At 71.6% G+C, this 22,295-nt stretch carries 25 protein-coding genes; 17 read left to right on the forward strand and 8 right to left on the reverse strand.

Going from position 1 to position 22,295, the window contains the following annotated elements; genetic code table 11:
- The first annotated feature begins 60 nt into the window (after window positions 1-60).
- From ABZ464_RS38895 to ABZ464_RS38920, 6 genes are all read left to right on the forward strand, one after another.
- Window positions 61-1,791, forward strand: a complete 1,731-nt coding sequence (locus ABZ464_RS38895; RefSeq protein WP_359285820.1) for a D-aminoacylase — start codon at window positions 61-63, stop codon at window positions 1,789-1,791.
- Between the two features lie 358 nt (window positions 1,792-2,149).
- Complete coding sequence (locus ABZ464_RS38900; RefSeq protein WP_359285824.1) at window positions 2,150-3,619, forward strand: aldehyde dehydrogenase family protein; 1,470 nt, start codon at window positions 2,150-2,152, stop codon at window positions 3,617-3,619.
- 101 nt (window positions 3,620-3,720) lie between these two features.
- Window positions 3,721-4,164 carry a hypothetical protein gene (locus ABZ464_RS38905; protein ID WP_359285827.1) on the forward strand — a complete coding sequence of 148 codons (444 nt, stop codon included), beginning with the start codon at window positions 3,721-3,723 and terminating at the stop codon, window positions 4,162-4,164.
- 75 nt (window positions 4,165-4,239) lie between these two features.
- Window positions 4,240-4,914, forward strand: a complete 675-nt coding sequence (locus ABZ464_RS38910; protein ID WP_359285830.1) for an ABC transporter ATP-binding protein — start codon at window positions 4,240-4,242, stop codon at window positions 4,912-4,914.
- The gene (locus ABZ464_RS38915) at window positions 4,911-7,202 is read left to right on the forward strand and encodes an ABC transporter permease (protein ID WP_359285833.1); all 2,292 of its coding nucleotides are present in this window, start codon (window positions 4,911-4,913) and stop codon (window positions 7,200-7,202) included. Before ABZ464_RS38910 ends, ABZ464_RS38915 begins: the two co-directional genes overlap by 4 nt.
- A gap of 287 nt (window positions 7,203-7,489) precedes the next feature.
- The gene (locus ABZ464_RS38920; protein ID WP_359285836.1) at window positions 7,490-8,038 is read left to right on the forward strand and encodes a DUF3455 domain-containing protein; all 549 of its coding nucleotides are present in this window, start codon (window positions 7,490-7,492) and stop codon (window positions 8,036-8,038) included.
- Window positions 8,039-8,098: 60 nt separating this feature from the next.
- Here ABZ464_RS38920 and ABZ464_RS38925 read toward each other — a convergent pair whose 3' ends face one another.
- Window positions 8,099-8,494, reverse strand: coding sequence for a nitroreductase family deazaflavin-dependent oxidoreductase (locus ABZ464_RS38925; protein ID WP_359285839.1), 396 nt, complete (start codon window positions 8,492-8,494; stop codon window positions 8,099-8,101).
- 109 nt (window positions 8,495-8,603) lie between these two features.
- Here ABZ464_RS38925 and ABZ464_RS38930 point away from each other — a divergent pair, with 109 nt between their 5' ends.
- On the forward strand, window positions 8,604-9,428 hold the full coding sequence (locus ABZ464_RS38930) for an endonuclease/exonuclease/phosphatase family protein (RefSeq protein WP_359285842.1): 825 nt from the start codon (window positions 8,604-8,606) through the stop codon (window positions 9,426-9,428).
- A gap of 2 nt (window positions 9,429-9,430) precedes the next feature.
- Here the strand turns inward: ABZ464_RS38930 and ABZ464_RS38935 are convergent, their stop codons facing one another.
- The 3 genes from ABZ464_RS38935 to ABZ464_RS38945 are packed head-to-tail and all read right to left on the reverse strand — an operon-like array spanning window position 9,431 to window position 11,141.
- A complete protein-coding gene (locus tag ABZ464_RS38935; RefSeq protein WP_359285843.1) occupies window positions 9,431-9,985 on the reverse strand; it encodes a hypothetical protein in 555 nt (184 codons plus the stop codon).
- A 27-nt stretch (window positions 9,986-10,012) separates the two neighbouring features.
- Window positions 10,013-10,279: a DUF397 domain-containing protein gene (locus tag ABZ464_RS38940; RefSeq protein ID WP_359285846.1), complete on the reverse strand. Its 267-nt coding sequence runs from the start codon at window positions 10,277-10,279 to the stop codon at window positions 10,013-10,015.
- Window positions 10,280-10,289: 10 nt separating this feature from the next.
- Window positions 10,290-11,141 carry a helix-turn-helix transcriptional regulator gene (locus tag ABZ464_RS38945; RefSeq protein WP_359285848.1) on the reverse strand — a complete coding sequence of 284 codons (852 nt, stop codon included), beginning with the start codon at window positions 11,139-11,141 and terminating at the stop codon, window positions 10,290-10,292.
- A gap of 141 nt (window positions 11,142-11,282) precedes the next feature.
- Here ABZ464_RS38945 and ABZ464_RS38950 point away from each other — a divergent pair, with 141 nt between their 5' ends.
- From ABZ464_RS38950 to ABZ464_RS38960, 3 genes are all read left to right on the forward strand, one after another.
- On the forward strand, window positions 11,283-11,591 hold the full coding sequence (locus ABZ464_RS38950; protein ID WP_359286000.1) for an ATP-binding protein: 309 nt from the start codon (window positions 11,283-11,285) through the stop codon (window positions 11,589-11,591).
- 74 nt (window positions 11,592-11,665) lie between these two features.
- On the forward strand, window positions 11,666-11,941 hold the full coding sequence (locus ABZ464_RS38955; protein WP_133912111.1) for a hypothetical protein: 276 nt from the start codon (window positions 11,666-11,668) through the stop codon (window positions 11,939-11,941).
- Complete coding sequence (locus ABZ464_RS38960) at window positions 11,938-12,219, forward strand: hypothetical protein (protein ID WP_359285851.1); 282 nt, start codon at window positions 11,938-11,940, stop codon at window positions 12,217-12,219. The genes ABZ464_RS38955 and ABZ464_RS38960 overlap by 4 nt, the downstream gene beginning before the upstream one ends.
- Window positions 12,220-12,245: 26 nt before the next feature.
- Here ABZ464_RS38960 and ABZ464_RS38965 read toward each other — a convergent pair whose 3' ends face one another.
- Window positions 12,246-13,091: a hypothetical protein gene (locus ABZ464_RS38965; RefSeq protein WP_359285853.1), complete on the reverse strand. Its 846-nt coding sequence runs from the start codon at window positions 13,089-13,091 to the stop codon at window positions 12,246-12,248.
- Between the two features lie 37 nt (window positions 13,092-13,128).
- Window positions 13,129-13,938, reverse strand: coding sequence for an SDR family oxidoreductase (locus tag ABZ464_RS38970; RefSeq protein WP_359285855.1), 810 nt, complete (start codon window positions 13,936-13,938; stop codon window positions 13,129-13,131).
- A 105-nt stretch (window positions 13,939-14,043) separates the two neighbouring features.
- On the opposite strand from ABZ464_RS38970, the gene ABZ464_RS38975 reads away from it, so the two are divergent.
- The 7 genes from ABZ464_RS38975 to haaN all read left to right on the forward strand — a co-directional run bounded on the left by ABZ464_RS38975 (window position 14,044) and on the right by haaN (window position 20,620).
- Entirely contained in the window at window positions 14,044-14,658 is a 615-nt protein-coding gene (locus ABZ464_RS38975; RefSeq protein WP_359285858.1) for a TetR family transcriptional regulator, read from the forward strand.
- A 20-nt stretch (window positions 14,659-14,678) separates the two neighbouring features.
- Window positions 14,679-15,245, forward strand: a complete 567-nt coding sequence (locus ABZ464_RS38980; RefSeq protein WP_359285861.1) for a GNAT family N-acetyltransferase — start codon at window positions 14,679-14,681, stop codon at window positions 15,243-15,245.
- Complete coding sequence (locus tag ABZ464_RS38985; RefSeq protein ID WP_359285863.1) at window positions 15,242-15,592, forward strand: hypothetical protein; 351 nt, start codon at window positions 15,242-15,244, stop codon at window positions 15,590-15,592. The genes ABZ464_RS38980 and ABZ464_RS38985 overlap by 4 nt, the downstream gene beginning before the upstream one ends.
- Before the next feature lie 180 nt (window positions 15,593-15,772).
- Window positions 15,773-18,547 (forward strand): cyclophane-containing RiPP biosynthesis TPR protein HaaT, encoded by a 2,775-nt coding sequence (haaT, locus tag ABZ464_RS38990; protein WP_359285865.1) that lies wholly within the window; start codon window positions 15,773-15,775, stop codon window positions 18,545-18,547.
- A gap of 122 nt (window positions 18,548-18,669) precedes the next feature.
- Window positions 18,670-18,858: a HaaA family cyclophane-containing RiPP peptide gene (gene haaA, locus ABZ464_RS38995; protein ID WP_359285868.1), complete on the forward strand. Its 189-nt coding sequence runs from the start codon at window positions 18,670-18,672 to the stop codon at window positions 18,856-18,858.
- Between the two features lie 14 nt (window positions 18,859-18,872).
- A complete protein-coding gene (locus ABZ464_RS39000) occupies window positions 18,873-20,117 on the forward strand; it encodes an FxsB family cyclophane-forming radical SAM/SPASM peptide maturase (RefSeq protein ID WP_359285869.1) in 1,245 nt (414 codons plus the stop codon).
- Complete coding sequence (haaN, locus tag ABZ464_RS39005; protein ID WP_359285871.1) at window positions 20,114-20,620, forward strand: cyclophane-containing RiPP N-acetyltransferase HaaN; 507 nt, start codon at window positions 20,114-20,116, stop codon at window positions 20,618-20,620. Before ABZ464_RS39000 ends, haaN begins: the two co-directional genes overlap by 4 nt.
- A gap of 26 nt (window positions 20,621-20,646) precedes the next feature.
- On the opposite strand, the gene ABZ464_RS39010 is transcribed toward haaN, so the two are convergent.
- Both ABZ464_RS39010 and ABZ464_RS39015 read right to left on the reverse strand, forming a co-directional pair.
- Entirely contained in the window at window positions 20,647-21,363 is a 717-nt protein-coding gene (locus tag ABZ464_RS39010) for a hypothetical protein (protein WP_359285873.1), read from the reverse strand.
- Window positions 21,364-21,496: 133 nt separating this feature from the next.
- Entirely contained in the window at window positions 21,497-22,267 is a 771-nt protein-coding gene (locus ABZ464_RS39015) for a YwqG family protein (protein ID WP_359285875.1), read from the reverse strand.
- Window positions 22,268-22,295: the final 28 nt, after the last annotated feature.

Here is a 22,295-nt window from a genome sequence, read left to right on the forward strand (position 1 = left end):
TGGCTGGTCGCGCCCGCGCCCCTAGGTGCCTTCACTCAGCGCAGACCAAGAGGTGAACCCATGCTCGATCACGTCATCAAAGGTGCGACCGTCGTTGACGGGACCGGTGCGCCTGGTTTCATCGCGGACGTCGGCATACGGGACGGCCGTATAGCCGTGATGGGTACCGTCACCGAGGAGGCCCGGTCCTCCGAGGACGCTCACGGACTCGTCCTCGCCCCGGGGTTCGTCGACCCCCACACCCACTACGACGCCCAGCTGTTCTGGGACCCGTACGCGACCCCCTCCCTCAACCACGGGGTGACCACGGTCGCCGCCGGGAACTGCGGTTTCACCCTCGCGCCGCTCAACCCCGCCCGTCCCGCCGACGCCGACTACACCCGTCGGATGATGTCCAAGGTGGAGGGGATGTCGCTGGTGGCGCTGGAGGAGGGGGCGCCCTGGAGCTGGAGTTCGTTCGGGGAGTATCTGGACGCTCTGGAGGGGCGGATCGCCGTCAACGCGGGGTTCATGGTGGGGCACTGCGCGCTGCGGCGGTACGTGATGGGGGCGGAGGCGGTCGGGGGGCAGCCGAGCGCCGAGCAGCTGGAGGCGATCGTACGGCTGCTGCACGAGGCGATGAACGCCGGTGCCTGGGGGTTCTCGACCACGCAGTCGTCCACCCACTCGGACGGGGACGGGCAGCCGGTGGCCTCGCGCCACGCGGGGCCGGACGAACTGCTGGCGCTGTCCCGGGCCGTCGGCGAGCACGAGGGGACGCAGATCGAGGCGATCGTCGCGGGGTGTCTGGACCAGTTCAGCGACGCCGAGATCGATCTGTTCGTGGAGATGAGCGCGGCGGCCGGGCGGCCCCTGAACTGGAACGTGCTGACGATCGACTCGGCCGTGCCGGAGCGGGTGCCCCGGCAGCTGGTGGCGAGCGAGCGGGCCCGGAAGGCGGGCGGCCGGGTGGTGGCGCTCACCATGCCGATCCTCACGCCGATGAACATGTCCCTCGGCACGTTCTGCGCGCTGAATCTGATCCCCGGGTGGGGAGAGGTCCTGGGGCTGCCCGTGCCGGAGCGGATCGAGCGGCTGGGGGATCCCGAGGTGCGGGCCGAGCTGGTGCGGCGGGCCGAGTCCAGGGAGGCGGGCGTCTTCCGGCGGCTGACCAACTTCGGGCGGTACGTCATCGGCGACACCTACAGCGCGGCCAACGAGGGGCTCACCGGGCGGGTCGTCGAGGACATCGCCGGGGAGCGGGGGCTGGATCCGTTCTCCTGCCTGGTCGAGATCTGTGTGGCCGACGAACTGCGCACGGTCCTGTGGCCGATGCCCACCGACAACGACCCCGACTCCTGGGCGATGCGGGCCGAGGCCTGGCAGCACGAGGACGTCATGCTCGGCGGCTCCGACGCCGGCGCGCATCTGGACCGGATGTGCGGGGCGCCGTACACCACGCGGTTCCTCGGGGACTGTCTCCGTGGGCGGCGGCTGGCGACTCTCGAACAGGCGGTGAAGATGCTGACCGACGACCCGGCGCGGCTGTTCGGGCTGCGGGAACGCGGGCGGGTGCGGGAGGGCTGGCACGCGGACCTCGTCCTGTTCGACCCGGAGCGGATCGACGCGGGCAAGGCCACCCTGGTGCACGACCTGCCGGGTGCCAGTCCGCGCCTCGACTCCCGGGCGGTGGGCGTACGGGCCGTCTGGGTCAACGGGGTCGAGGCCATCCGCGACGACGTGGTGACCGGGGTGGTGCCGGGGCGGGTACTGCGGTCGGGACGGGACACCGAGACGGTGAGCACCCGGTGAGGTCCCGCGGGGGCGACAGGACGGGCGTGCCGCGTCCGCGCGGGGCGACGGGGTGCGCGTGGGGTGTGCGGGCCGGGGCGACGGGGTGCGCGTGGTGCGTCGGTGCCGGGGTGACGGGGTGCGCGTGGTGCGTCGGTGCCGGGGTGACGGGAGGGACGCGGTGTGTGCGGGCCGGGGTGCCGGGATGCGCATGGTGCGTCGGTGCCGGGGTGACCGGAGGGACGCGTTGTGTGCGTGCCGGGGTGACGGGAGGGACGCGTTGTGTGCGTGCCGGGGTGACGGGAGGGACGTGGTGAGTGTGCGCCGGGGTGACGGGAGGGACGTGGTGAGTGTGCGCCGGGGTGACGGGAGGGACGTGGTGAGTGTGCGCCGGGGCGACGGGCAGCGGCTGTTCGTCGGTGGGGTGTGGGTCGAGCCGGACGGCGGGCACTACGAGGTGACCGACCCGGCCACCGAGGAGAACGTCGGCGGGGCGCCGGAGGCCTCCCGGGAGCAGGCCCTCGCGGCCTGCGCGGCGGCCCGGGAGGCCTTCGGCCCGTGGTCCCGTACGGCACCGGAGGAGCGGGCGGCGGTCCTGGGCCGGGCCGCCGACATCATCCGGGGCCACCTGGAGCCGTACGCCTCCCTCGCCCAGGCCGAGACCGGCGCCACGACCGGTACCGCGCGCGGGATGCAGGTCGGGGTGGCCGCGGCCCGTTTTCGGCGGTACGCGCGCGTGGAGCCCGCCGAGTGGGCGATCCCGCCGCAGATCAACGAGGCCGGGCCGATGGGGAGGGCGGGCGTGATGGGCGCGCTCGCCGTACGGCAGCCGGTCGGGGTCGTCGCCTGCATCACCTCGTACAACAACCCCTGGGCGAACCCGGCCGGGAAGATCGCCCCCGCGCTGGCGATGGGCAACACGGTGGTGGTGAAGCCCGCCCCGCAGGACCCCCTGTCGGTCTACCGGATGGCGGAGGCGCTGGAGGCGGCGGGGGCGCCGCGCGGGGTGGTGAACGTCGTCTCCGGGCGGTCGGTCGCGGTCGGCGAGGCGGTCGTGGAGTCGCCGGACGTGGACATGGTGAGCTTCACGGGCTCGACGGCGGTCGGGCAGCGGATCGCCGAGGTGTGCGGGCGCGGGATGAAACGCCAGCTGATGGAGCTGGGCGGCAAGGGCGCGGCGCTCGTCTTCGACGACGCGGACCTCGGCTCGGCGGTCGCCGGCATCGGCACCACCTTCTCCTTCTACAGCGGACAGATCTGCACGGCCCCGACACGGGTGCTGGCGCAACGCGGGGTGTGCGGGCGGCTGGTGGAGCAACTGGCCGGGTACGCGGCCCGGCTGAAGGTGGGGGACCCTCGGCTGCCGGACACGGTGGTCGGTCCGCTGATCTCCGCGGCCCACCGGGACCGGGTCGACTCGTACGTCGAACTCGGCCGCAAGGAGGGCGCGACGGTCCTGGGAGGGGATGCGGCGGGGCACCGACTCCCCTCCCGCGGGTTCTACATCGGCCCGACCCTCCTCGCGGACTGCACCAACGACATGCGCGTGGCCCGGGAGGAGATCTTCGGGCCGGTGGTCGTCGTCATCCCCTTCGACGAGGAGGACGAGGGCGTGGCCCTCGCGAACGACAGCGACTACGGCCTCATCGACTACGTCTGGTCCGGCGACGTGGCCCGCGCCTTCCGCGTGGCCCGCCGACTGCGGGCCGGCGGCGTCGGCGTCAACACCGTCGGCCGCAACATGGAGGCGCCGTTCGGCGGCTTCAAGCAGAGCGGCGTGGGCCGCGACGTCGGCTCGTACGCGCTGCACGCCTACAGCGAGGTGCAGGCGATCGTCTGGCCGGGGTGAGGTGGGCGCCGAGTGGCCGGAAATCATGCTTGTCGTGGCTTGATCAAATTTTGCTGTGTCTTCGCGGTTAACAGCTGTTAATCTCCCGTCGATCCCCGGCCATGACCAGCCAGGGAGAAAAAACGGGAGGAACCTTGCGTAAATTGGCAGTTGGCGTGCTCGCCGGCGGCATTTTCGCTCTCAGCGCCGGGACCGCGATGGCGGTTTCGTGGCACACCATTCCGACGCTCACCACAGGTGGCGCGTCGTTCACGGGGGGCCAGTACGCATTCTGGCCGTCAGGGCAGAACCACGGCGCCTTCGAGTGGAAGGGCCGGCTCAACGACACCGACAACGGTGACGGGCACAACGTCTACATGCAGGTGCGGGTCGAGGGCTACGACTGGAGCCGCTACAACGGCAAGCAGCGCAGCTCCGTCTCCTTCGACCAGCTGAACTGGGACGGTGCCGCGCTCCACACCGACGACGCGTACATACGCGTCTGCCGTGACAAGGGTTCGCTGAACCCTGACAACTGCTCGCCCACCAAGCACTACCAGAGGTAGGCGAACACTTAGGCAAGTCCGCGGGCCCAGGGGTGCACACCTGGGCCCGCACGCTTCTTGGGGGAAGCCGACAGCATGTCAGAAATACTCAACGCCGCGGGAGTCGACCTCTCCTACGGCAGTCAGCTCGCCGTCCGTGACGCCCATCTCTCGGTCTCTCCGGGGGAAGTGGTGGCGATCACCGGGCAGAGCGGTTCCGGCAAGTCATCGCTGCTCTACTGTCTGGCCGGGGTCCTGCCCGCCACGCGCGGTCAGGTGAGGTTCGAGGGGCGATCCCTCGGGGACCTCTCCGACGACGAGATCAGCACGCTCCGCCGGGAGCGCTTCGGATTCGTCTTCCAGTACGGGGAACTGCTTCCCGAACTCACCATCGAGGAGAACACCGCCCTGCCGCTGCGTCTCGCCGGCCGGCGCAAGGCACCGGCCCTCGCGGCTGCCGGCGAGGTGCTCGACCGGCTCGGCCTCGGCGACCTGCGCGGACGCCGCCCCGGACAGGTCTCCGGCGGGCAGAGCCAGCGCGTGGCCGTCGCTCGTTCCCTGGTCCACCGGCCCGCGATCGTCTTCGCGGACGAACCCACCGGGTCGCTCGACAGCGCCAATGCATCCGCCGTACTCAAGGAGTTCCTCGACCTGGCCCGCTCGCAGGGCACGGCCGTCATCCTGGTCACCCACGACCACGCCATCGCGGCGCAGGCGGACACCCACTACACGATGTCCGACGGTGTTCTCGGCCCACGGGGTGCAGGGTGACCGAATTCCTGCTCGGTCTGCGCCTGCTGTTCGGCTCGGGACGGGGCAACCGCATACGTTTCCTCCTCATGGCGGCCGGTGGCTCCATCGGGGTGTGCTGCCTCGCCCTCGTCCTCACCGTCCCGGCGATCCTCCATGCCCACGACGCGCGCGCCGCCGCACGGCAGCCCGTCACCTCCGCGAAGGGCCCGGCGGACGGCACACTCGTCCTGCAACGCGACGATGCCTACGGCTCCCACCCCTTCACCCGTGTGTTCGTCGCCGACGGCATCGGGGGCGCGCACCCCATCCCTCCCGGACTGAGCGAACTGCCTTCCCCCGGCGAGGTGTTCGTCTCCCCACGGGTGCACGAACTGCTGCGCGAGGCACCTGCCGTCAAGGCTCTGCTGCCGGGCCGCGAGTCCGGCGTGATCGGCCCCGCCGGACTCGCCCACCCCGACGAGCTGTACGCCTACGTCGGTACCGAGCGGGCGAAGATCGCGGACGAGGGCCGCACCCTGAAGGGGTTCGGGTACAGCTACGCCCCGTTCCCTGCCGTCGACCCCTCCACCCTCACCGATGTCCGGTTCGCCCTGGCCACGCTGGTCCTGCTGCCCCTGGGCATCTTCCTGTCCGTCTGCGCCCGGCTGTCCGCCGCCAGCCGGATGCGCCGTCTCGCGGCCCTGCGGCTGCTCGGCCTGAGCAGCAGGGGCACCCAGCGTGTGAACGCCGCCGAGACCGTCGTCGCTGCGCTGCTCGGCGCGGTGCTGGGACTTGGTGAGTACTGGGTGCTGAACCAGGTGATGTCCCGGGCCGGACTGCCCGGACTGAGGTGGTATCCGGGCGACGGCGCCCCGTCCACGACCACCGTCGCGATCTGCCTGATCGGCTGCCCGGCCCTCGCCTGGTTCGTCGGCCGCAAGAGCGCGCGCGACGCGACCGCCAACCCGCTCGCGGTGCGTCGTACGGCGGTACCGCGTCCCCCGTCCAAGTGGGTCGGCCTGCTGCTGCTCAGCGGCCTGGGGATCGTGTGCGGCTTCTGCGCCACCGGCCTGATGGGGCATCCCGCCTCCAGCCTCGGTGTGAACGCGCTGCTGGTGGTCGCCGGCGTCGTCCTGACCGGCGTCGGACTCGTACTGACCCTGCCGCTGCTGTCGTACGCGCTGGCGAGGCGAGTGGCGCGGACCACGCAGTCCCTGACGCTCAACCTGGCGATGCGGCGCAACGAGGCCGAGCCGGGCAGCACGATGCGGGTCGTCACCGGCCTCGTCCTGCTTGTCTACGCCGCCTCGCTCGCCCAAGGCGTCCTCATCCAGCTGGAACAGGTCACCCGCCCGTCCGGCCCCGTACAGGACTACTCGCTGCCCCTGTCGAAGCTCGGCGAGCAGCAACAGCGGGACCTCACCCAGGTGCCCGGGGTCAGCGCGCACGCCGTCCTGATGGACTCGTGGGTCGACCTCGACGCTCCACAGCCCGACGCCGTCCTCTCCTCGCCCACGGCCCTGGTGGCCACCTGCGCTCAGCTGGAACGGATGACGCTGCGCACCAAGGGCTGCGTGGACGGCAAGGTGCTGCGGCTCGTCGACCCCAACTCGAGCGTGGGGTCCGGCCTGGAATCCGGTACGTCGTTCCCCTTCCGCTTCCGCGCGGACACCGGGCAGGACAAGAAGCTGAACATCGCCGTGCCCACGGGGCAGATCGTCTACAGCGGGTATTCCGGGTCGGCGGTCGGGAACGCGACGCTCCTCGTCCCGCCGTCAGCACTGCCCGCCGACGCCCGCCCGCGCGACGCGCACCTCCTCCTCGCCGGCAGCTCCGATCCGGGACGGGTGCGCGCCGTCCTCAACGGGATCGCGGCCGTCGTCCCGATAGCCGAAGTCGAGCTGGTCGGACTGAACATCCAGGGGCTGGAGCAGATCTCCGTGGTCGAGACCCTGCTGGCCCTGGGCATGATCATGGGCCTGGTCATCGGGGTGGCCGCGTTCCTGGTGTCCGTCACCGACCGGGCCGTCGAACGCCGTGCACAGGTCACCGCCGTCACACTGATCGGCGCCCGGGCGAGAACCATGCGGGCGGTGCAGTGCGCCCAGGTCGTGCTGCCGCTGAGTCTCGGCCTCGTCCTGGCCCTCGTGACGGGCAAGCTCGCCGAGTCCAGCTATCTGATCACCGGCGGCGGCGCGGTCCGCTGGGACGTGGAGGGCATACCGCTGCTGACGCTCGCCGCGACGGGCGTCGTGGCGGCGGCCGCGATGGGGTCGCTCCCGTTGGTGGGGCGCCGAATCGATCCCGAGCTGATCCGGCGCGACTGAGAGGCGGGCGAGAGGCCCGGGCATGGGCCGGTGTCGCCCGCACCTCGCCGCCGCGTCGACCGCGGGCGGCGAGGTGCAGGCGATCGTCTGGCCGGGGTGAGGTGCCCTTTGGCGCCACGGGGGGTGTCCCGGGCGTGCAGACAACGGGGTGCAGGAGGTCAGAATCCGGCCACATGGCCGTGGAATCCGCACAAGGAGCCGTAGCGTCCCGGCCCAGGGTGACTCGGACAGCCCATCGGTTCGGTCTACCCGTGTCACAGACTCAGAAACCTTTGCGGAGAGTCCACTTGAAGCACGCCAAGCGTCTCGTTCTCACCACCACGGCTGCCGCCACCGCAGCCGCCGGCATCTTCCTGGGCACCACGGCGGGCAACGCCGCCGCCACGGAGCCCGCCCCCGCCGTGGCCGCCGTGAAGGCCCCGGCCGCCCTCGCCGTCCCCGACGGCAACAAGCTGACCGGTGTGTACCCCGCCCGCGGCGTGCAGACCTACACCTGCACCGACGGCGCCTGGAAGCTCCTGGAGCCCGCCGCCACCCTCTCCGACAAGCGAGGCCGCACCGTCGCGCTGCACTCCCGCGGTCCCGTCTGGGTCTCCACGGTCGACGGCAGCGCGGTGAACGCCTCCGCGATCGCCAACTCGCCCAAGACCGGCACCATCCCGGAGCTCCTGCTCCAGGCCACCGCCACGCGCGGCACGGGCGCCTTCGCCGGCGTCACCTACATCCAGCGCCTGAACACCACCGGCGGCGTCGCCCCGACGACCGCCTGCACGGGCACCGACCAGGTCAGCGTCCCGTACACCGCGACGTACGCGTTCTACAAGCCCGCCAAGTGACGAACTAGCCGACAGTGGCCCCCGGTGCGAGGGGGCCACTGCCGCCACTGCCGCCGTCCCTCACCCGTCCAGATCCACCCGCACGGTCAGCAACTGCGTCCCCATGGCCCGTACGGCCGCGCTGTTGGCCCTGGGCAGGGTGCGCAGCCTCGCCACCGGGTCGTCTTCGGGCAGCAGGTGGGCCGTACCGGTGTGCCAGCGCCCGCCCATCCGCACCCGCACCCGGGGATCGGCCTTGATGTTGCGGACGTACTGCGACCGCTCCCCGAACTCCGACACCAGCCAGAAGGCGTCACCGACCCGCCGGCCGCCCAGCGGGGTGCGCCGGGGCCGGCCCGAGACCCGGCCGGTGGTCTCCAGAAGTGTGTGGAACGGCAGTCGGCGCATCAGCGGGTTGGCGACACGGCGCTGGAAGGCGGTGGTCGCGCGGAAGCGGAGGTCGTGGGGGCGGGACATCGGCCGGTGGACTCCTTCGCGTGAGGCTCTGCTACGTCACTTGCTTCACTGGCTTCACTTGCTTCAATGGTCGCCCATGCCGTCGTCGTGACGAGAGCGGGTGCCTGTCGTGCGAGTCGTGACCTGGAACCTCTGGTGGCGCTTCGGCCCGTGGCGCGAGCGGCAGAAGGCGATCCTGGCCGTGCTGCGCGACCTGCGCCCCGACGTGGTCGGCCTCCAGGAGGTGTGGGCGGCGGAGGACGGCGAGAACCTCGCGGAGTGGCTCGCCGCCGACCTGGGCCTGCACTGCGCGTGGGCCCCGTCCCCCTTCCCCGAACGCTGGCGCCGGCGCATCGACGACGACACGGTGGACATAGGCAACGCGGTCCTGAGCCGCTGGCCGGTGACCGACCGGCGGACGCTGCTCCTCCCGGCCCCGGCCGAGGTGGCGGACGGCCGCCAGGCCCTGTACACCCGCCTGGCGACCCCGTCGTACGACATCCCGTTCTTCACGGTCCACCTGACCTCGGCGCCGGGCACGTCCGCGGTCCGCTGCGAGCAGGTGCGGGCACTGGCGGAGTTCGTTTGGTCGTCATCGGGGGACACCTCGCACCCCCCGGTCGTCACCGGCGACTTCAACGCCCGCCCCGACTCCGACGAGCTGCGCCTCTTCGGCGGCATCCGCACCGCCCCACCCGTCCCGGGCCGGATCCTGTACGACGCCTGGGACTACGCCGACCCGTCCGCCCCCTCGGCGACCTGGACCCCCGAGAACCCCTACGCGGCCCGCGTCCTCGAACCCCCGGCCCGCATCGACTACATCCACGCGGGCCCACCGGGCCCGTCCGGCGAGGGCCATGTCCGCGCCGTACGGCGGGCGGGGCTGGCCCCGGTGGACGGGGTGTGGCCGTCGGACCATGCGGCGGTGGTGGCGGATCTGGCGGCCGGGGACTGAGCTCAGAGGCTCGGAAAGACGAGCGCGAAGAAGAGCCACAGCAGCACGGCCCAGAAGACCGCCGCCGCCACCGACACGAGCAGCGAGCTGCGCCACCTCAGCACCAGGAACGGAAAGAGGACCAGGGCCGCCCAGTGCCCGGCCACGTCGATCGACATCCGGGCGGCCTCGTTCAGGGTCCTCGCGCCCCCTGTCGCCATCCGGCGGAGCAGCCGCTGGGAGACGAAGCCGTACAGCCCGAGAACGATCGGGAAGAACCACAGCGGGGTGATCGAGACCAACTCGGACTCGGAGAAGTCGTCGAACGCGAGGAAGTAGATGTAGAAGGCCGCGGCGAGGCCCCCGAGCAGCGCGATCACATAGACGGCGGTCAGCGCGGCCGGCTCGACGGCACTGGCCGGTACGGGGATGGGGGAGGCATACGGAACATCGGGCTGCGGGACCCGAACCACCTGGTGGCAGTGGGGGCAGCGCACGTCCTGCCCGGCCCGGTCGGCCGGAGCCGAGATCAAGTGCCCGCACGAGGCATGGAACTCCGTCTGCTGACCCGCGTTCATGTACCGCCCCCTCCACATCGGATCCGATCAGAGGCGAGGACGCGGCCGGAGGGCGTCCGGTTTCCGCCCCGCGAGGAGGAGGGCGGCGAAGGCGGCGGGGGTGGTGGTGAGGACGGTCTGGGAGGGGTCCGCGGATTCAGTGAGGTGGATGGAGTGGGGGTGGGGGTCGGCGGATATGTGGACGCAGGCTTCGCCTTCCTGGCAGTAGGAGGACTTCTGGGCTGCGGCGGTGACGTGAACGCACGATTCGCCCTGGGCACAGTAGGACGACTTCTGCCATGCGTAGGCGGTCATGCGGGTCCTCTCACAGTTCGGTGGCCAGGTTGTGGATGAAGTCCCGGGTTGTTTCCGGGGGCAGCGCCACGGATTCCATCCGTTGCAGCAGATTTCGGTAGGTGTCCAGTCCGGCTTCGGTGTCGACGAGCGCGGGGCCGTGCGACTGGTCCAAGGAGATCGTGTCCAGCCGCGGTACAGCGCCATGGACGTAGAGGAAGGTCTGGCCGGAGCCTGGGTAGGCCCCGATCGCGAAGGGGATCACTTGGATGGTGATGCCGTCGCGCTCGCTCTGGGTCAGGAGGTGCCGCAGCTGGCGCTTGGCGACTGATGTCCCGCCCACGGGCACGCGGAGTGCGGCCTCGTGGACGATTGCCCTGTAGGGCACTGGCGGATCCTGGTCCAGCAGGGCTTGGCGCTGGAGCCGGAAGTTCACGCGAAGCTCAAGCTCACGGCGGCTGAACTCGGGCACGGCCAGTTCGAAGATGGCGCGAGAGTGGTCCGCGAGCTGAAGCAGGCCGGGGACGTGCGCCGTGTTGGCTGCCTGGAGCTCGGTGGCGTAGTGCTCGGTTTCGGCCAGGTCGAGCAGTGCGGCGGGCAGCACCTCGCGGAAGGTCTCCCACCAGCCGCTCTTCCGCTCACCGGCCAGTTCGATCAGCCCGTCGAGGTAGGCGGTGTCGGAGCAGCGGTAGATGCGTGCGAGTGCCCGCAACCGGTCTGCGCTCACACCGAACCGACTTGCTTCGATGTTGCTGAGCTGGGCTTGGCTGACGCCGAGTTGACGGGCCCCTTCGGTGACGGACAGCCCCGCCTTCTCCCGGAGTCTGCGCAGCTCCGTGCCGAGGCGGAGGCGGCGGGCGCTCGTGGCGGTCTTGGGAGCCAATGGCCAACTCTCCTTGGAAAGCAGCGCGTTGTTGTCACTCACACGAGCGAATACCTCATGTGATTGCCGAAATGGGAAATGTATTAGGTGGTAGGTCGATAGCGTACTGATCAGGCGCCCCGCCCGGCCTGGAACTACACCCTGCACCTTCCCCGAGATCCACGCGCACCGGGTATCGCCCGAGGCACCCTCAGACTGATCCTCGCCGCCCATGACCTGGGCGGCCGCCTAAGGGTCGCCGTATGGGACACGGATCCCAGGATCCCGCCCGCCTTCTCGGCCGACGTCGACAAGGACGCCGTACCTCCGCCCGACACCGAAGGCGGCCGGGGCCTGCACCTGGTGCGGGCCTGTGCCGACGAGGTGGGCGTGTCCGTGCTGCGAGAACTGGGCGCGTCGAAGGGCGGCAAGCTGCTGTGGGCGGACTGCGGACGCGGGGTGGCGTGGTGAGTACGCGCTGCCGGGCCCGGTCGGCCGGCGCCATACTGGAAGTGGAGCAATGCCCCGTTCACCAGGAGCAGACGATGAGCGCACAGCCCGAGCAGGACTGGGGAGCGATGCCTCTCCCGGAGATCCGGACCGTGGACGATCTGCGCAGTGCGCTCAGCCGCTACGGCTTCCCGGGTGACCGGGAGCGCTTCGAGCAGGAGCTGGCCGCCGCCATAGGAGCCGCTCCGACCAATGATTTCGCGGGCGCGGCGGCGGTGGTACGGGCCTACCGGCACCGGATCCTGATCAGGAACTCGCCGGAGATCATGACCGCTCTGGAGGACGCGCGCGGCGGAGGCGGCAGGGCGTGAACGATGTCCCTCTGGAGGAGGCCGAGCCCGCGAAGAAGGCGTTCGGTGAGCTGACCGAAGGGGAGCGGGAGGTCGTCCGGGATGCGCTCCTGGCGATCGGACGCGACCCGGCGGTGGGCCGAGAGATCCCCGGCTGGCGGCCGCCGTCCGTCGAGTACACGTATACGACCCCTCTCGCCCGTGACTCGGCCGAGGCGATCACGGTCGTCTATACACACACCCAAGGCATGGGAGTGACCGTCGTCTACTACTTTCGTGATCCGCAGGTGGTGGACTGAGTCCTCGAAGTACCCCCACGTCGGTGTCAGGGGCGCTCGAAGAGCTGGAGGACGCCGCCGAAGCAGAAGCAGGCCGCGCCCAGGAGCGTCCCCCAGTTCGCGATGTCCGCGTTGACCAGGCTGTCCGTCGCGGGGCGGGTGTAGGCGGCGATCGCCGAGATCATGAAGAGGACGGAGCCGAACTGGTTCACGGCGACGATCCACCAGCCGAGGCTGCGGCAGCGCAGGCAGGGACGGTGGCTGTGGCAGATCTCGGTGACGGCGAGGTGGCCGGAGATCAGGAAGAGCATGCAGCCGATCACGTCCGGCACCCAGATCAGCCGGTTCACCTGCTGGACGCTCAGGCCCTGGAGGAAGGAGTCCAGCAGGTTGACGCCGAAGACGAGGGTGCCGACGAAGAGGACGAACAGGCTCAGCCAGTCGATGCGGGTGGGCTCGTAACTCCACCAGCGCCAGGCGGGAGTGACCAGCCGGCCCTCGCCGCCGGGGACGTGGCGGGGCGCGTTGACGACCTGGAGGAGGGAGACGAAACCGCCGGTGTTGAAGAAGAGGCCCCCGGCGAAGTAGATCGACGCGCAGGTGGTGGCGTCCCCGGAGCCGAACTGGGCGACACCCGCGCCGAGCGCGAAGAGCGCACCGCCGATGACGAAGGCGGTCGCGGCGACGGCGTTGAGCAGGCGCAGCCGGCGGACGGCGACCGCGTCGGCGCTGGTGCGGCTGCCGGTCGGCGCACCCGGCGCGCGGACGGCGATCACGCCCTGCCGCCGCGCGGGCCGCGACTCCCATACGGCGGTGCCGCCACCGGGAGGCCGCCAGGTGAGCCGGGTCGTGAACGGTCCCGCGCCCTCGGCGCGCTGCTCGGGCTGTCCCACGGGCCGAGAGTAGACGGCAGGCGGTCAATGCGCCTGGTCAGCCGACCGAACGGGTGGGCGAGGTCATGCGGCCGACCGCGTTCACCAGCTGCCGTCGGCCGACCAGCCGCCCCGCCACCGTCATGGCGTGATTGAGGCGCCCGGAGACCACGCTCGGCGGCGGGTTGCGGCGGTCCAGCGCACGGAGCGCGTCGCGGACCACGTCACCGGGTTCGCTCAGCCTGGTGCCGCCCGCCGCGTCCAGGGTGCCGACGACGTCGAAGAACTCGGTCCGGGTCGCGCCGGGCGACACGGCGATCACCCGCAATCCCGTCCCCCGCGACTCGTACCACAGCGCCTCGGTGAAGCTCAGCACGAACGCCTTGGTCGCCCCGTAGACGGCCATCTGCGGATCCGGCTGGTATGCGGCCATGCTCGCGACGTTGACGAGTACCCCCCGCCCCGCGTCCCGCAGCCGCTCGATGAACGCACGGCTGACGTCGACCACCGCCGTCACATCGAGGGCGATCTCCTCGCGCAGCCGCTGGGGATCCTCCCGGTGGAAGGGGCCGTACGTCCCGAAGCCGGCGTTGTTCACCAGACCGGTCACCGCCAGCCCCCTCCGGCCGACCTCGGCCGCGAGCGCCTCGCCGGCCAGGGGCCGCCCCAGATCGAACGGGAGGGGGACGACGTCGACGCCGTACGCGGAGACGAGTTCGGCCGCCAGCGCCTCCAGCCGCTCCCGCCGCCGCGCCACGAGCACCAGACCCGACCCCCGCGCGGCGAGCTGCCGGGCGAACTCCGCCCCGATGCCGGAACTGGCGCCGGTGATCAGCGTGGTCTGGCCGCGATAGTCGACCTCGGACATGCGATACCCCTTTCACGAACACGGTTCCGGCACCGTACGCCAGGTTGGCAGTCACTGCCAGGAAAATCATGACTGCCCGCAGGGGTTGCTCGATATCTTGGCCGCATGGGTAATCCGAGTCCGCCGCCGCAGACGCCGCCGACGCTGTGGGACCGCTCGCGCCAGGTCGCCGTCGCCGCGATCCTGGACACGGCGTTGAGGCTGTTCGCCGAGCGGGGCTACGACGAGACGACGATCGCCCAGATCGCCAAGGAGGCCGGCATCTCGCAGCGGTCCCTCTTCCGTTACTTCGGCACCAAGGAGGACCTGGTCTGCGGGGACCAGGAGGCGCTGGGCGAACTCCTGAGGAAAACGGTCGACGCCCAGCCCGCCGACGCCTCCCCCTGGGACGCCCTGCGCGCCGGCTTCTCGGCGATCCTGGGCGCCGACCACACCCCCGAACGCGTCCTCCAGATCAGCACCCTGATCCTCAACACCCCGTCCCTGCGCGCCCGTTCCCTCGAGAAGCGCCTCCGCTGGCAGGCCGCCCTGGTCCCCGCCGTCGAAGCCCGCATGGGCATCCCCCACGGCCCGCTCCCCGACCCCCGCGCCCTGGCCGTCATCGCCACCGCCTTCGCCTGCTTCGACACGGCAACCGAACTCTGGGTCAGAACCGCAGGCACCACGGACGTCACCGCGACGTACGACCAGGCCCTCACCGCCGTCCGCACCACACCCTGATCACGGAAGGGAAGGACCCCGTGCCCATACGACACCCGGAGCGCCGCACCGAGCGGCTGTGGCTGCGGCAATGGCGGGACGCCGACCTGGAGCCCCTCGCGGAGATGGACGCGGATCCGGACGTCATGCGGTACATCGGTGACGGCTCACCCGGCACCCGTGAGCAGACCGCCGCGGCGCTGGGCCGGGTGCGGGCAGCCTGGGACGAGCGTGGATACGGCCTGTTCGCCGCCGAGGACATCGCGACCGGCGAGCTGATCGGCTGGGTGGGACTGGCCGTTCCGGCCTTCCTCCCCGAGATCATGCCGGCGGTGGAGATCGGATGGCGGCTCCGGCGCCGCTCCTGGGGGCGGGGCCATGCCACGGAGGCGGCCCGGGAGGTCCTGGCGTTCGCCTTCGACGAGGTGGGTCTGGATCACGTCGTCAGCGTCTGCCATGTCGACAACCACGCCTCGACGCGGGTCATGACCAAGCTCGGCCTGAAGTTCGACCGAACCACCCGCGTCCCCGCCCATGGACAGCCGGTCCACGTCATGCGGCTCTCTCGGGAGGACCACCACCGAGAACACCGAGGGGACGGGGGATGAGGGGGACCGTGCCCGGCGTCGTCGTCGGTGGGCTGACGTCGCTGGTCTGCGTCGTGGTCATCGGGCGGGTGTGGGCCGACTGCGGCATCGGTGCCAACGCGGCGGCCGACAGCATGACGTTGCTCCTTCTCGCCCCGCTCCTCTGGATCGCGGCGGCCGTCCCCTGGGTCGTCCTGCTCGGCACCCTCGGACGACGTCACCCCGGGCCGGCGCTGACCGCCGGAGTCGTCTGCACGGTGTGGTTCACCTGGTTCGTGGTGACCTGGATCGGCATGGTCGACTCCTACCCCGCCCCGTCCTGCCCGGGGAACGTTCCGCCCTGGTGGCCGGCGTTCATTCCGACGTAGGGACACGACTGGAACTTCTTCGCCCAGGCGTTGAGCGCGGCGACCATGTACCCGCGGTCCTTCCCGCCGTATGGCCGGGAGGGCGCCCTTGACCCGGGTCGGCGGGGCTGGTCCGCTTGACGGGTCGGGGAGTCGGATTCGGGGGGTGGCCTTCGTGGCCGGGTCGGTTCCAGGTGCCGTATGAGACTGCGCCGAGGGGCCGCCGTCGCCGCGGTCGCGGGTGGCGGCGCGATCATCACGATGTTGATAGGGCTCGTCACCAACGCGGTCTCCGACGAGGCGCGTTGGCCGGGCGCCCTCGGCTGGATCCAGCGGCACGCGTGGTTGTCGTTCGCCGCGCTGGGCGTGGCCCTGGTGGGGCTGACCATGCTGCTCGCGCGGCTGTCGGAGACACCGGATCCGGCGGCGACGCAGCAGCCTCGGCCGGACGATCCGGTGGGGCCGCCCGGCGCCGCCCTGGTCCTGCGCTCGCTGCCCAGGGACGCGACCGCGTTCACCAACCGGTCCGACGAACTGCGCAGGCTGGTGGAGTCGGTGCGGGCCGCGCAGGAGAACGGCGAGTCGCTCGCGGTCCATGTCATCGACGGCATGCCCGGGGTCGGGAAGACCACCTTCGCCGTGCACGCCGGGCACCTCCTCTCGGAACGCTTCCCCGACGGGCAGCTGTTCGTGAATCTCAACGGGCACACCTCGGGCCAGAGCCCGGTCCACCCCGGCGAGGCGCTGGCCTCCCTGCTGGCGGCGGCCGGAGTGCCCACGCAGCAGATCCCGGTCGGGGACGACATGGGCGCCGTCACACAGGCGCGGGCGGCGATGTGGCGCAGTCACCTCGCCGGCCGCAGAGCGCTGCTCATCCTCGACAACGCGGCCAGTTACGGGCAGTTGGAGCCGTTGCTGCCGGGCGGGAGCGAGTGCCTGGTGCTCGTCACCAGCCGTAAGCGGCTGGCCGTGCACGAGGAGGTCGTGCTGCCCGTGGTGGCGCTGCCGCCCGCGCACGCCGTCGATCTGTTCGTCCGGCTGAGCGGCCGTCCGCTCGACGTGCTCGGGCGGCCGGTCGTCGAGGAACTGGTCCGGGCCTGCGGCTATCTGCCGCTCGGGGTGTCCCTGCTGGCGGCCCGGCTCCGGCACCATCCGGCCTGGAGCGCGGGGGATCTGCTGGACCGGCTCACGGCGGCCCGGGACCGGCTGGGTGAGTTCCGGGCCGGGGAGCGGGCGCTCGTCGCCGCCTTCGAGCTGTCGTACCGGGATCTGCCGCAGGCGCGGCAGGGCTTCTTCAGGAGCCTGGGTTTCTACCCGGGTACAGACATATCGGAGTATGCCGGTGCCGCGCTGGCCTCGGCGTCCGTCGCCGAGGCGCGAGGGCATCTCGAGGCGCTCTACGACGACCACCTGATCGACGAACACCCGGGGAGCCGCTACCGGCTTCACGACCTTCTGCGCGACTACGCCGGTCGCCTCGGGGACGAGGGAGGCAGCATGGAACAGGTTCAGGCCGTCCATCGCGTATGTCTGTACTACCTGGCCGCTCTCGCCGCTGCGAACACGTACATCGTCCGCAGCGGAGCGGCCGCGCCCCTGCCGCCCGAGGCGGCCGGGGACCTGGAGACGCCCGCGATGGGTTCGCGTACGGCGGCCGTCGGATGGCTGGAGAGCGAGCGGGCCAACGTGCTGTCCTGCATCGAGCAGGCGAACAACCTCTCCCTGCACGACCTGGTGATCGGGCTGGCCGCGGCGATGGCTCCCTTCCTGCGGCAGGCGGGCCCCTGGGACCAGGCGGTGGGCCTGCACCGGACGGCCGCCGAGGCGGCGCGGCGCACCGGTGACTCACGGGCCCTGGCCGGGGCGCTGGCCGAACTCGGTGTCGTACGGCGCTTCATGGCCGCGTACGGCGAGGCGACCGAGGCGCTGGACGAGGCCGCGCGGCGGTACGACGAGGTCGGGGACCGCAAGGGCCGGGCCGACGCCCTGAACCAGGCGGGGATCGTCTGGTACCTGACCGCGGACAACGAGGCCGCGGCGCGGGCCCAGACCGAGGCGCTGGCCATCTACCGCGACCTGGGGGACCGGCTGGGGCAGGCGAACGCGCTCGCGGACCTCGGTATGGTCCGCCGGCAGACGAGCCGGTTCGACCGGGCCGTCGAGGCCCAGTCCGAGGCGCTGGCCGTCTACCGGGAGCTCGGCGACCGGTACGGCGAGGCCAACTCGCTGCGCGATCTGGGGGTCGTGCACTGTCTGAAGGGCGAGTACGAGCTGGCGGCGCGGCGCCACCAGGAGGCGTTCGAGATCTACCGCCGCCTCGACGACCGCGTCCACCAGGCGTACGCCCTCAACGAACTCGGCGTGGTCCGGCGTATCACCGGAGACCTCGCCGACGCACGGGAGGCCCACACGCGTGCGTTGGAGCACTACACCGAACTGGGCGACCGGTTCGGGCGGGCCAACAGCGTCCGGCACCTGGGGGCCCTCGACTGCCTCGGCGGGAACCTCCCGGAGGCGGTGCGCCGGCTGGAGGAGGCCCTGGTCGTCTACGGCGACCTCGGCAGCCGGGGCGGTGAGGCCGCGGCGCTGAGCGAGCTGGGCGCGGCACGCGGCGGGGCCGGTGACCGGGACGGAGCCGAGGAGGCGTTCCGGCGCAGTGTCGGGCTCGCCCGCGAGCTGGGCGACCGGTGCGCCGAGGCGGAGGTGCTCAACCACTGGGGAGCGCTGCTGTGCGCGGCGGGCGATCCGGGGGCCGGGCGGAGGCGTTTCGAGCGGGCGCTGCGGCTGGCCCGGGAGGTGCGCTGCCCGCTGGAGGAGGCCAGGGCGCTGGAGGGTGTCGGGCGCTGTGCGCGGGCGGCCGGTGGGAGTGCTGTGGCCGAGGCGTCGTGGGGTGAGGCGGCTTCCGTGTACCGGGAGTTGGGGCTGAGCGCGGCGGCGGAGGCGGTGGAGCGGTTGCGTGCGGAAAGCGCATACTGAACACGTAACGTGCGCGTAATATCGCGGAGAGTGGCTGGTTCGGGGCTCCCGGCCGTGCTGCGGATGCTGGTACCTTGAGTCTAATTTGATCTTTCAACTACCGATGCTCAGGGGGGCGTTGGATGGGCTTGGACAGGGTTCCGACGGCTGTGCACGGCGAAGCGGGCGACCCCGGTCCGGTCGGTCCCACCTCGGTTCTGGAGCGTGTCGCCACGCGTGTCCGGCACCGTCTGGCAGTGGAGCAGGCGTCGCCGGAGCAGGTCGGCGAAGGCGGCCACCAGGCGTCCCTCACCCGGCCGCTCCCCCGGTAGCAGAGCGTCGGCCGATGACGCTCCCGCCCGTTCCCTTCCGCACGTACGTCCTCAAGTCGGCGAACCGCTGCAACATCGACTGCGACTACTGCTACGTCTTCCACGCCCCCGACCAGGCCTGGCGGAGACTGCCCGCCCGGATGGGCGTGGAGGTCGCCAGGGCGGCCGGGGAAAGGATCCGTGAGCACGCGATCGCCCATGGCCTGCCGACGGTCGACGTCGTCCTGCACGGGGGTGAACCGCTGCTCGCCGGCCGACGGCACACGCATGCCCTCCTGACCGCGCTCCGCGAGGAGATCCGCACCGCGGCGGGCCCCGAGGTCCGCTTCGAGGTGCAGACCAACGGCACCCTGCTCACGGAGGGCTGGCTCGACCTCTTCGAGGAGTTCGACGTCCGCGTGGGGGTGAGCCTCGACGGGCCGCCACACGCCAACGACCGGCACCGGCTGACCCGTACCTCCCGCTCCACCGCGGCCGCCGCCGAACGCGGCATCCGACTGCTGCGGACCCGCCCGCACCTGTTCGCGGGACTCCTCGCCGTCGTCGACCTGGCCTTCGACCCCGAGGAGGTGCATGACCACCTCGCCGCTTTTCAGCCACCCCTCATCGATTTCGGCCTCCCGCACGCCACGCACGACGCCCCGCCGCCACGCAACGACCCGTCGCTGCCCGAATACGGGATCTGGCTGAGCGGTGTCTACGACGCCTGGCTCGCCCGGCCGGGGTACCGGCACGGCATCCGCGTGCTGGAGGACATCGCCGCGCTCAGTGTGGGCGTCCGGGGGTCCGTGGAGTCCCTCGGGCTGGCGCCGCCCACGACCGTGGTGATCGAGTCCGACGGGTCCATCGAGGGCGTGGACACCCTGCGGTCCGTCGAGGAGGGCGCCTCCTGGCTGGGGCTCGACGTCTTCGGCTCGACCCTCGACGAGGCGGCCCGCCACCCAAAGCTCCGGCACAGGCGGCTCGGCAAGGATGCGCTCGCCGAACAGTGCCGTTCCTGCGCTCTGGTCGAGGTCTGCGGCGGGGGCTACCTCCCGCACCGCTTCAGCACCGGCCGCGGCTACCGAAACCCCTCGGTGTACTGCGCCGATCTGGAGCACCTCATCGGGCACGTCCAGGGGTCGCTGCGCCGCCACGGCTGGGACCTGCGGGCGACGGCGCGGTCACCCTCGTGGCCCCGCGATCCGCACCGTGGGGAAGCCGAGCGCGTTGACCGGATCAACGCCCCGGAACAAGGACGACAGGAGGGCCTCGTATGAACACCACCATCCGCCCCGCCCGCGCGGGTGACCTCTCGGCACTGGCCGTGCTGATCGAAGAGATCGAGCGCTTCTACGGGGCGACCGAGATCCAGCCCCTGGAGGAGCGCCGGTCACAGATCAAACAGGCCCTGTTCGGTTCTCCACCGCTGGCCTCGGCGCTGCTGGTGGTGGACGGCCGGGGCGATCTCGTCGGCATGGCCGCCTATTCGTTTCTGTGGCCGGCCGCGGGATCCTCCCACTCGCTCTTCCTGAAGGAGCTCTACGTCCGTGACTCCCTCCGCCGGCAGGGCGTCGGCAAGCTGCTGATGAGGCGCCTCCAGGAGATCGCCGAGCAGCGGCCGGGATGCAGCCGTCTGGAGTGGATGACCGACAGCGAGAACGACGGCGCCCGCGCCTTCTACCGGGAGCTGGGCTTCGAGGAGTTCGACGGGAAGATCATCTACCGCTTCGAGACCGGAACCGGGGTCAGGAGGGCGTCGGTGCACTCCGTTTCGGCCTGACCGGGTCGGGGCGGGGGAGGGCGCCCTCAGGCGGGAGCCGTGGGCTTCGGGCGGCGGCGGGGATAGCGCTCGACCTCCCATGCCGTGTAGCTCATGAGCGGTACGAGGACCGTCGGGAGGAGCCACCAGGGGATGTTCCACCACGCCCCGAGCAGGCCCAGGACGGGGCAGGCGATCGAGAGGGTGATCAGCAGGGGTTTGCCGAAGCCGCGCCAGGGGAGCGGGTGCGGGGGGTGGGGTTGGGTCAGGCGGGCCGTGCCGATGGCGAGGGTCAGGGCGGCGAGGAGGGCGGCGAAGGTGCCGAGGGCGGCGGGCATCTGGGGTTCGTCGCGGGGTTCGTCGGCGGACTTCTGGCGGACGCCGTCGCGGCTGAGCGCCATGATGTCGCCGCGCCAGACCGTGCCGGTGACCTGGTCGCCCGGTTCGAGGCGGGACAGCAGCGGGGTCGGGTCGCCGAAGGACAGCACGCCGTTCCAGTAGGGCGCCCCGGACAGCGTTGCCTCGTAGGTGCTGTTCCTGCCGCCGTCCTTGATCTTCGTCCTGTCGACGGTGAAGGTGGCCTCGCGCAGGCAGTCCTCGTGCTCCCGCGGTGACGTCCCCGCGGCGCAGGGTTCCGCCCTCACATAGTCCCGGTAGCGCGCCATGTCGTGCGGGAGCCAGAGGGTGAAGATGAAGTAGGCGGCCACGGCCGGGATCGGGGACAGCGTCAGCAGCAGCGCGCCCCGGAGTCTTGTTCTCGACACTTTCGGCGTCCCCCGGTTTCGTCCTCGGTAATACGGCCCTCCGGCACAGCCTCTTCCCGTCAGGACCAGGCAGACAAGGCGGGCGGTCGGCAGCCGGAAGCGGCCCCTCCTTGCCGGGTTCCGGCAGTTCTGCCTAGCACTGCACCGTGAACCGGGCCCTGTCGAAGCGGTGGGCGGTCAGGTCCTCCGGGCGGATCAGCCAGTAGAGCGTGCCCCCGTCGGCCCAGCTGGTCCCCGCGTCGGTGTCGCTGTCGAACTGGGCCAGCAGGAGCCAGCGGCCGGTGTCCTGGTCCCCGTCCGCCACCTCGTACTCCACCGGGCCCTGGACCGGTACCGGGTGGCCCCCGAGCTGGTGGCCGATCCGGGTGCGCAGGCGGGCGAAGGCGCGGAGGAACAGGCGGAGTTCGGCCGGAGTTTCGCGGGGGTGGGGCCAGGGGCGGTCGGCGTCGCCCAGCAGGGCCTCCCGGGAGCCGGGGAGCCACAGGTCGGGGGCGCTCTCCTCGGCCTCCGCGGTGAGCTCCACCGGAGGGGACACCTCCAGGCCCGGGGGCGGGGGCGCGGGGGAGACCGGCGTGCCCTCCGGGATGTACAGCACCCGGGCCGCAGCAACCGCCTCCGGGTCGTCGGCGTAGAAGAACAGCAGGGTTCCGGTCGGCGGGAGCCCCGCGAACACCGGTGTCCCGCACCGCACCGACGCCACGAAGGACAGGGGCCCGGCGTCGGGCGACTCGGGCCAGCCCGTCCCCGCCGGAAGATCCGGGGTTCCGCCGAGCACCGCCACGGTCCGCTCGCCCTCGGTGGCACGGCGAAGGCGCAGGCACGGGCGCAGCAGCGCCGTCCATCGCCGGGCCGCCTCCTCGGGAAGGAGCTGGGCCGCCGGCCGGGAGTAGCGTTCGTCCGTCATGGGGCCAACTGTCCCTCACCCCACTGAC

Source organism: Streptomyces sp. NPDC005820 (assembly GCF_040630255.1).
In the GTDB taxonomy this organism is placed as follows: domain Bacteria; phylum Actinomycetota; class Actinomycetes; order Streptomycetales; family Streptomycetaceae; genus Streptomyces.

Coding starts and splice junctions, on each gene's coding strand:
- ABZ464_RS38895 (WP_359285820.1), top strand. CDS start 61: ATGCTCGATCACGTCATCAAAGGTGCGACCGTCGTTGACGGGACCGGT.
- ABZ464_RS38905 (WP_359285827.1), top strand. CDS start 3,721: ATGACCAGCCAGGGAGAAAAAACGGGAGGAACCTTGCGTAAATTGGCA.
- ABZ464_RS38910 (WP_359285830.1), top strand. CDS start 4,240: ATGTCAGAAATACTCAACGCCGCGGGAGTCGACCTCTCCTACGGCAGT.
- ABZ464_RS38925 (WP_359285839.1), bottom strand. CDS start 8,494: ATGTCCCGCCCCCACGACCTCCGCTTCCGCGCGACCACCGCCTTCCAG.
- ABZ464_RS38935 (WP_359285843.1), bottom strand. CDS start 9,985: ATGAACGCGGGTCAGCAGACGGAGTTCCATGCCTCGTGCGGGCACTTG.
- ABZ464_RS38940 (WP_359285846.1), bottom strand. CDS start 10,279: ATGACCGCCTACGCATGGCAGAAGTCGTCCTACTGTGCCCAGGGCGAA.
- ABZ464_RS38955 (WP_133912111.1), top strand. CDS start 11,666: ATGAGCGCACAGCCCGAGCAGGACTGGGGAGCGATGCCTCTCCCGGAG.
- ABZ464_RS38970 (WP_359285855.1), bottom strand. CDS start 13,938: ATGTCCGAGGTCGACTATCGCGGCCAGACCACGCTGATCACCGGCGCC.
- ABZ464_RS38975 (WP_359285858.1), top strand. CDS start 14,044: ATGGGTAATCCGAGTCCGCCGCCGCAGACGCCGCCGACGCTGTGGGAC.
- ABZ464_RS38985 (WP_359285863.1), top strand. CDS start 15,242: ATGAGGGGGACCGTGCCCGGCGTCGTCGTCGGTGGGCTGACGTCGCTG.
- haaT (WP_359285865.1), top strand. CDS start 15,773: ATGAGACTGCGCCGAGGGGCCGCCGTCGCCGCGGTCGCGGGTGGCGGC.
- haaA (WP_359285868.1), top strand. CDS start 18,670: ATGGGCTTGGACAGGGTTCCGACGGCTGTGCACGGCGAAGCGGGCGAC.
- ABZ464_RS39000 (WP_359285869.1), top strand. CDS start 18,873: ATGACGCTCCCGCCCGTTCCCTTCCGCACGTACGTCCTCAAGTCGGCG.
- haaN (WP_359285871.1), top strand. CDS start 20,114: ATGAACACCACCATCCGCCCCGCCCGCGCGGGTGACCTCTCGGCACTG.
- ABZ464_RS39015 (WP_359285875.1), bottom strand. CDS start 22,267: ATGACGGACGAACGCTACTCCCGGCCGGCGGCCCAGCTCCTTCCCGAG.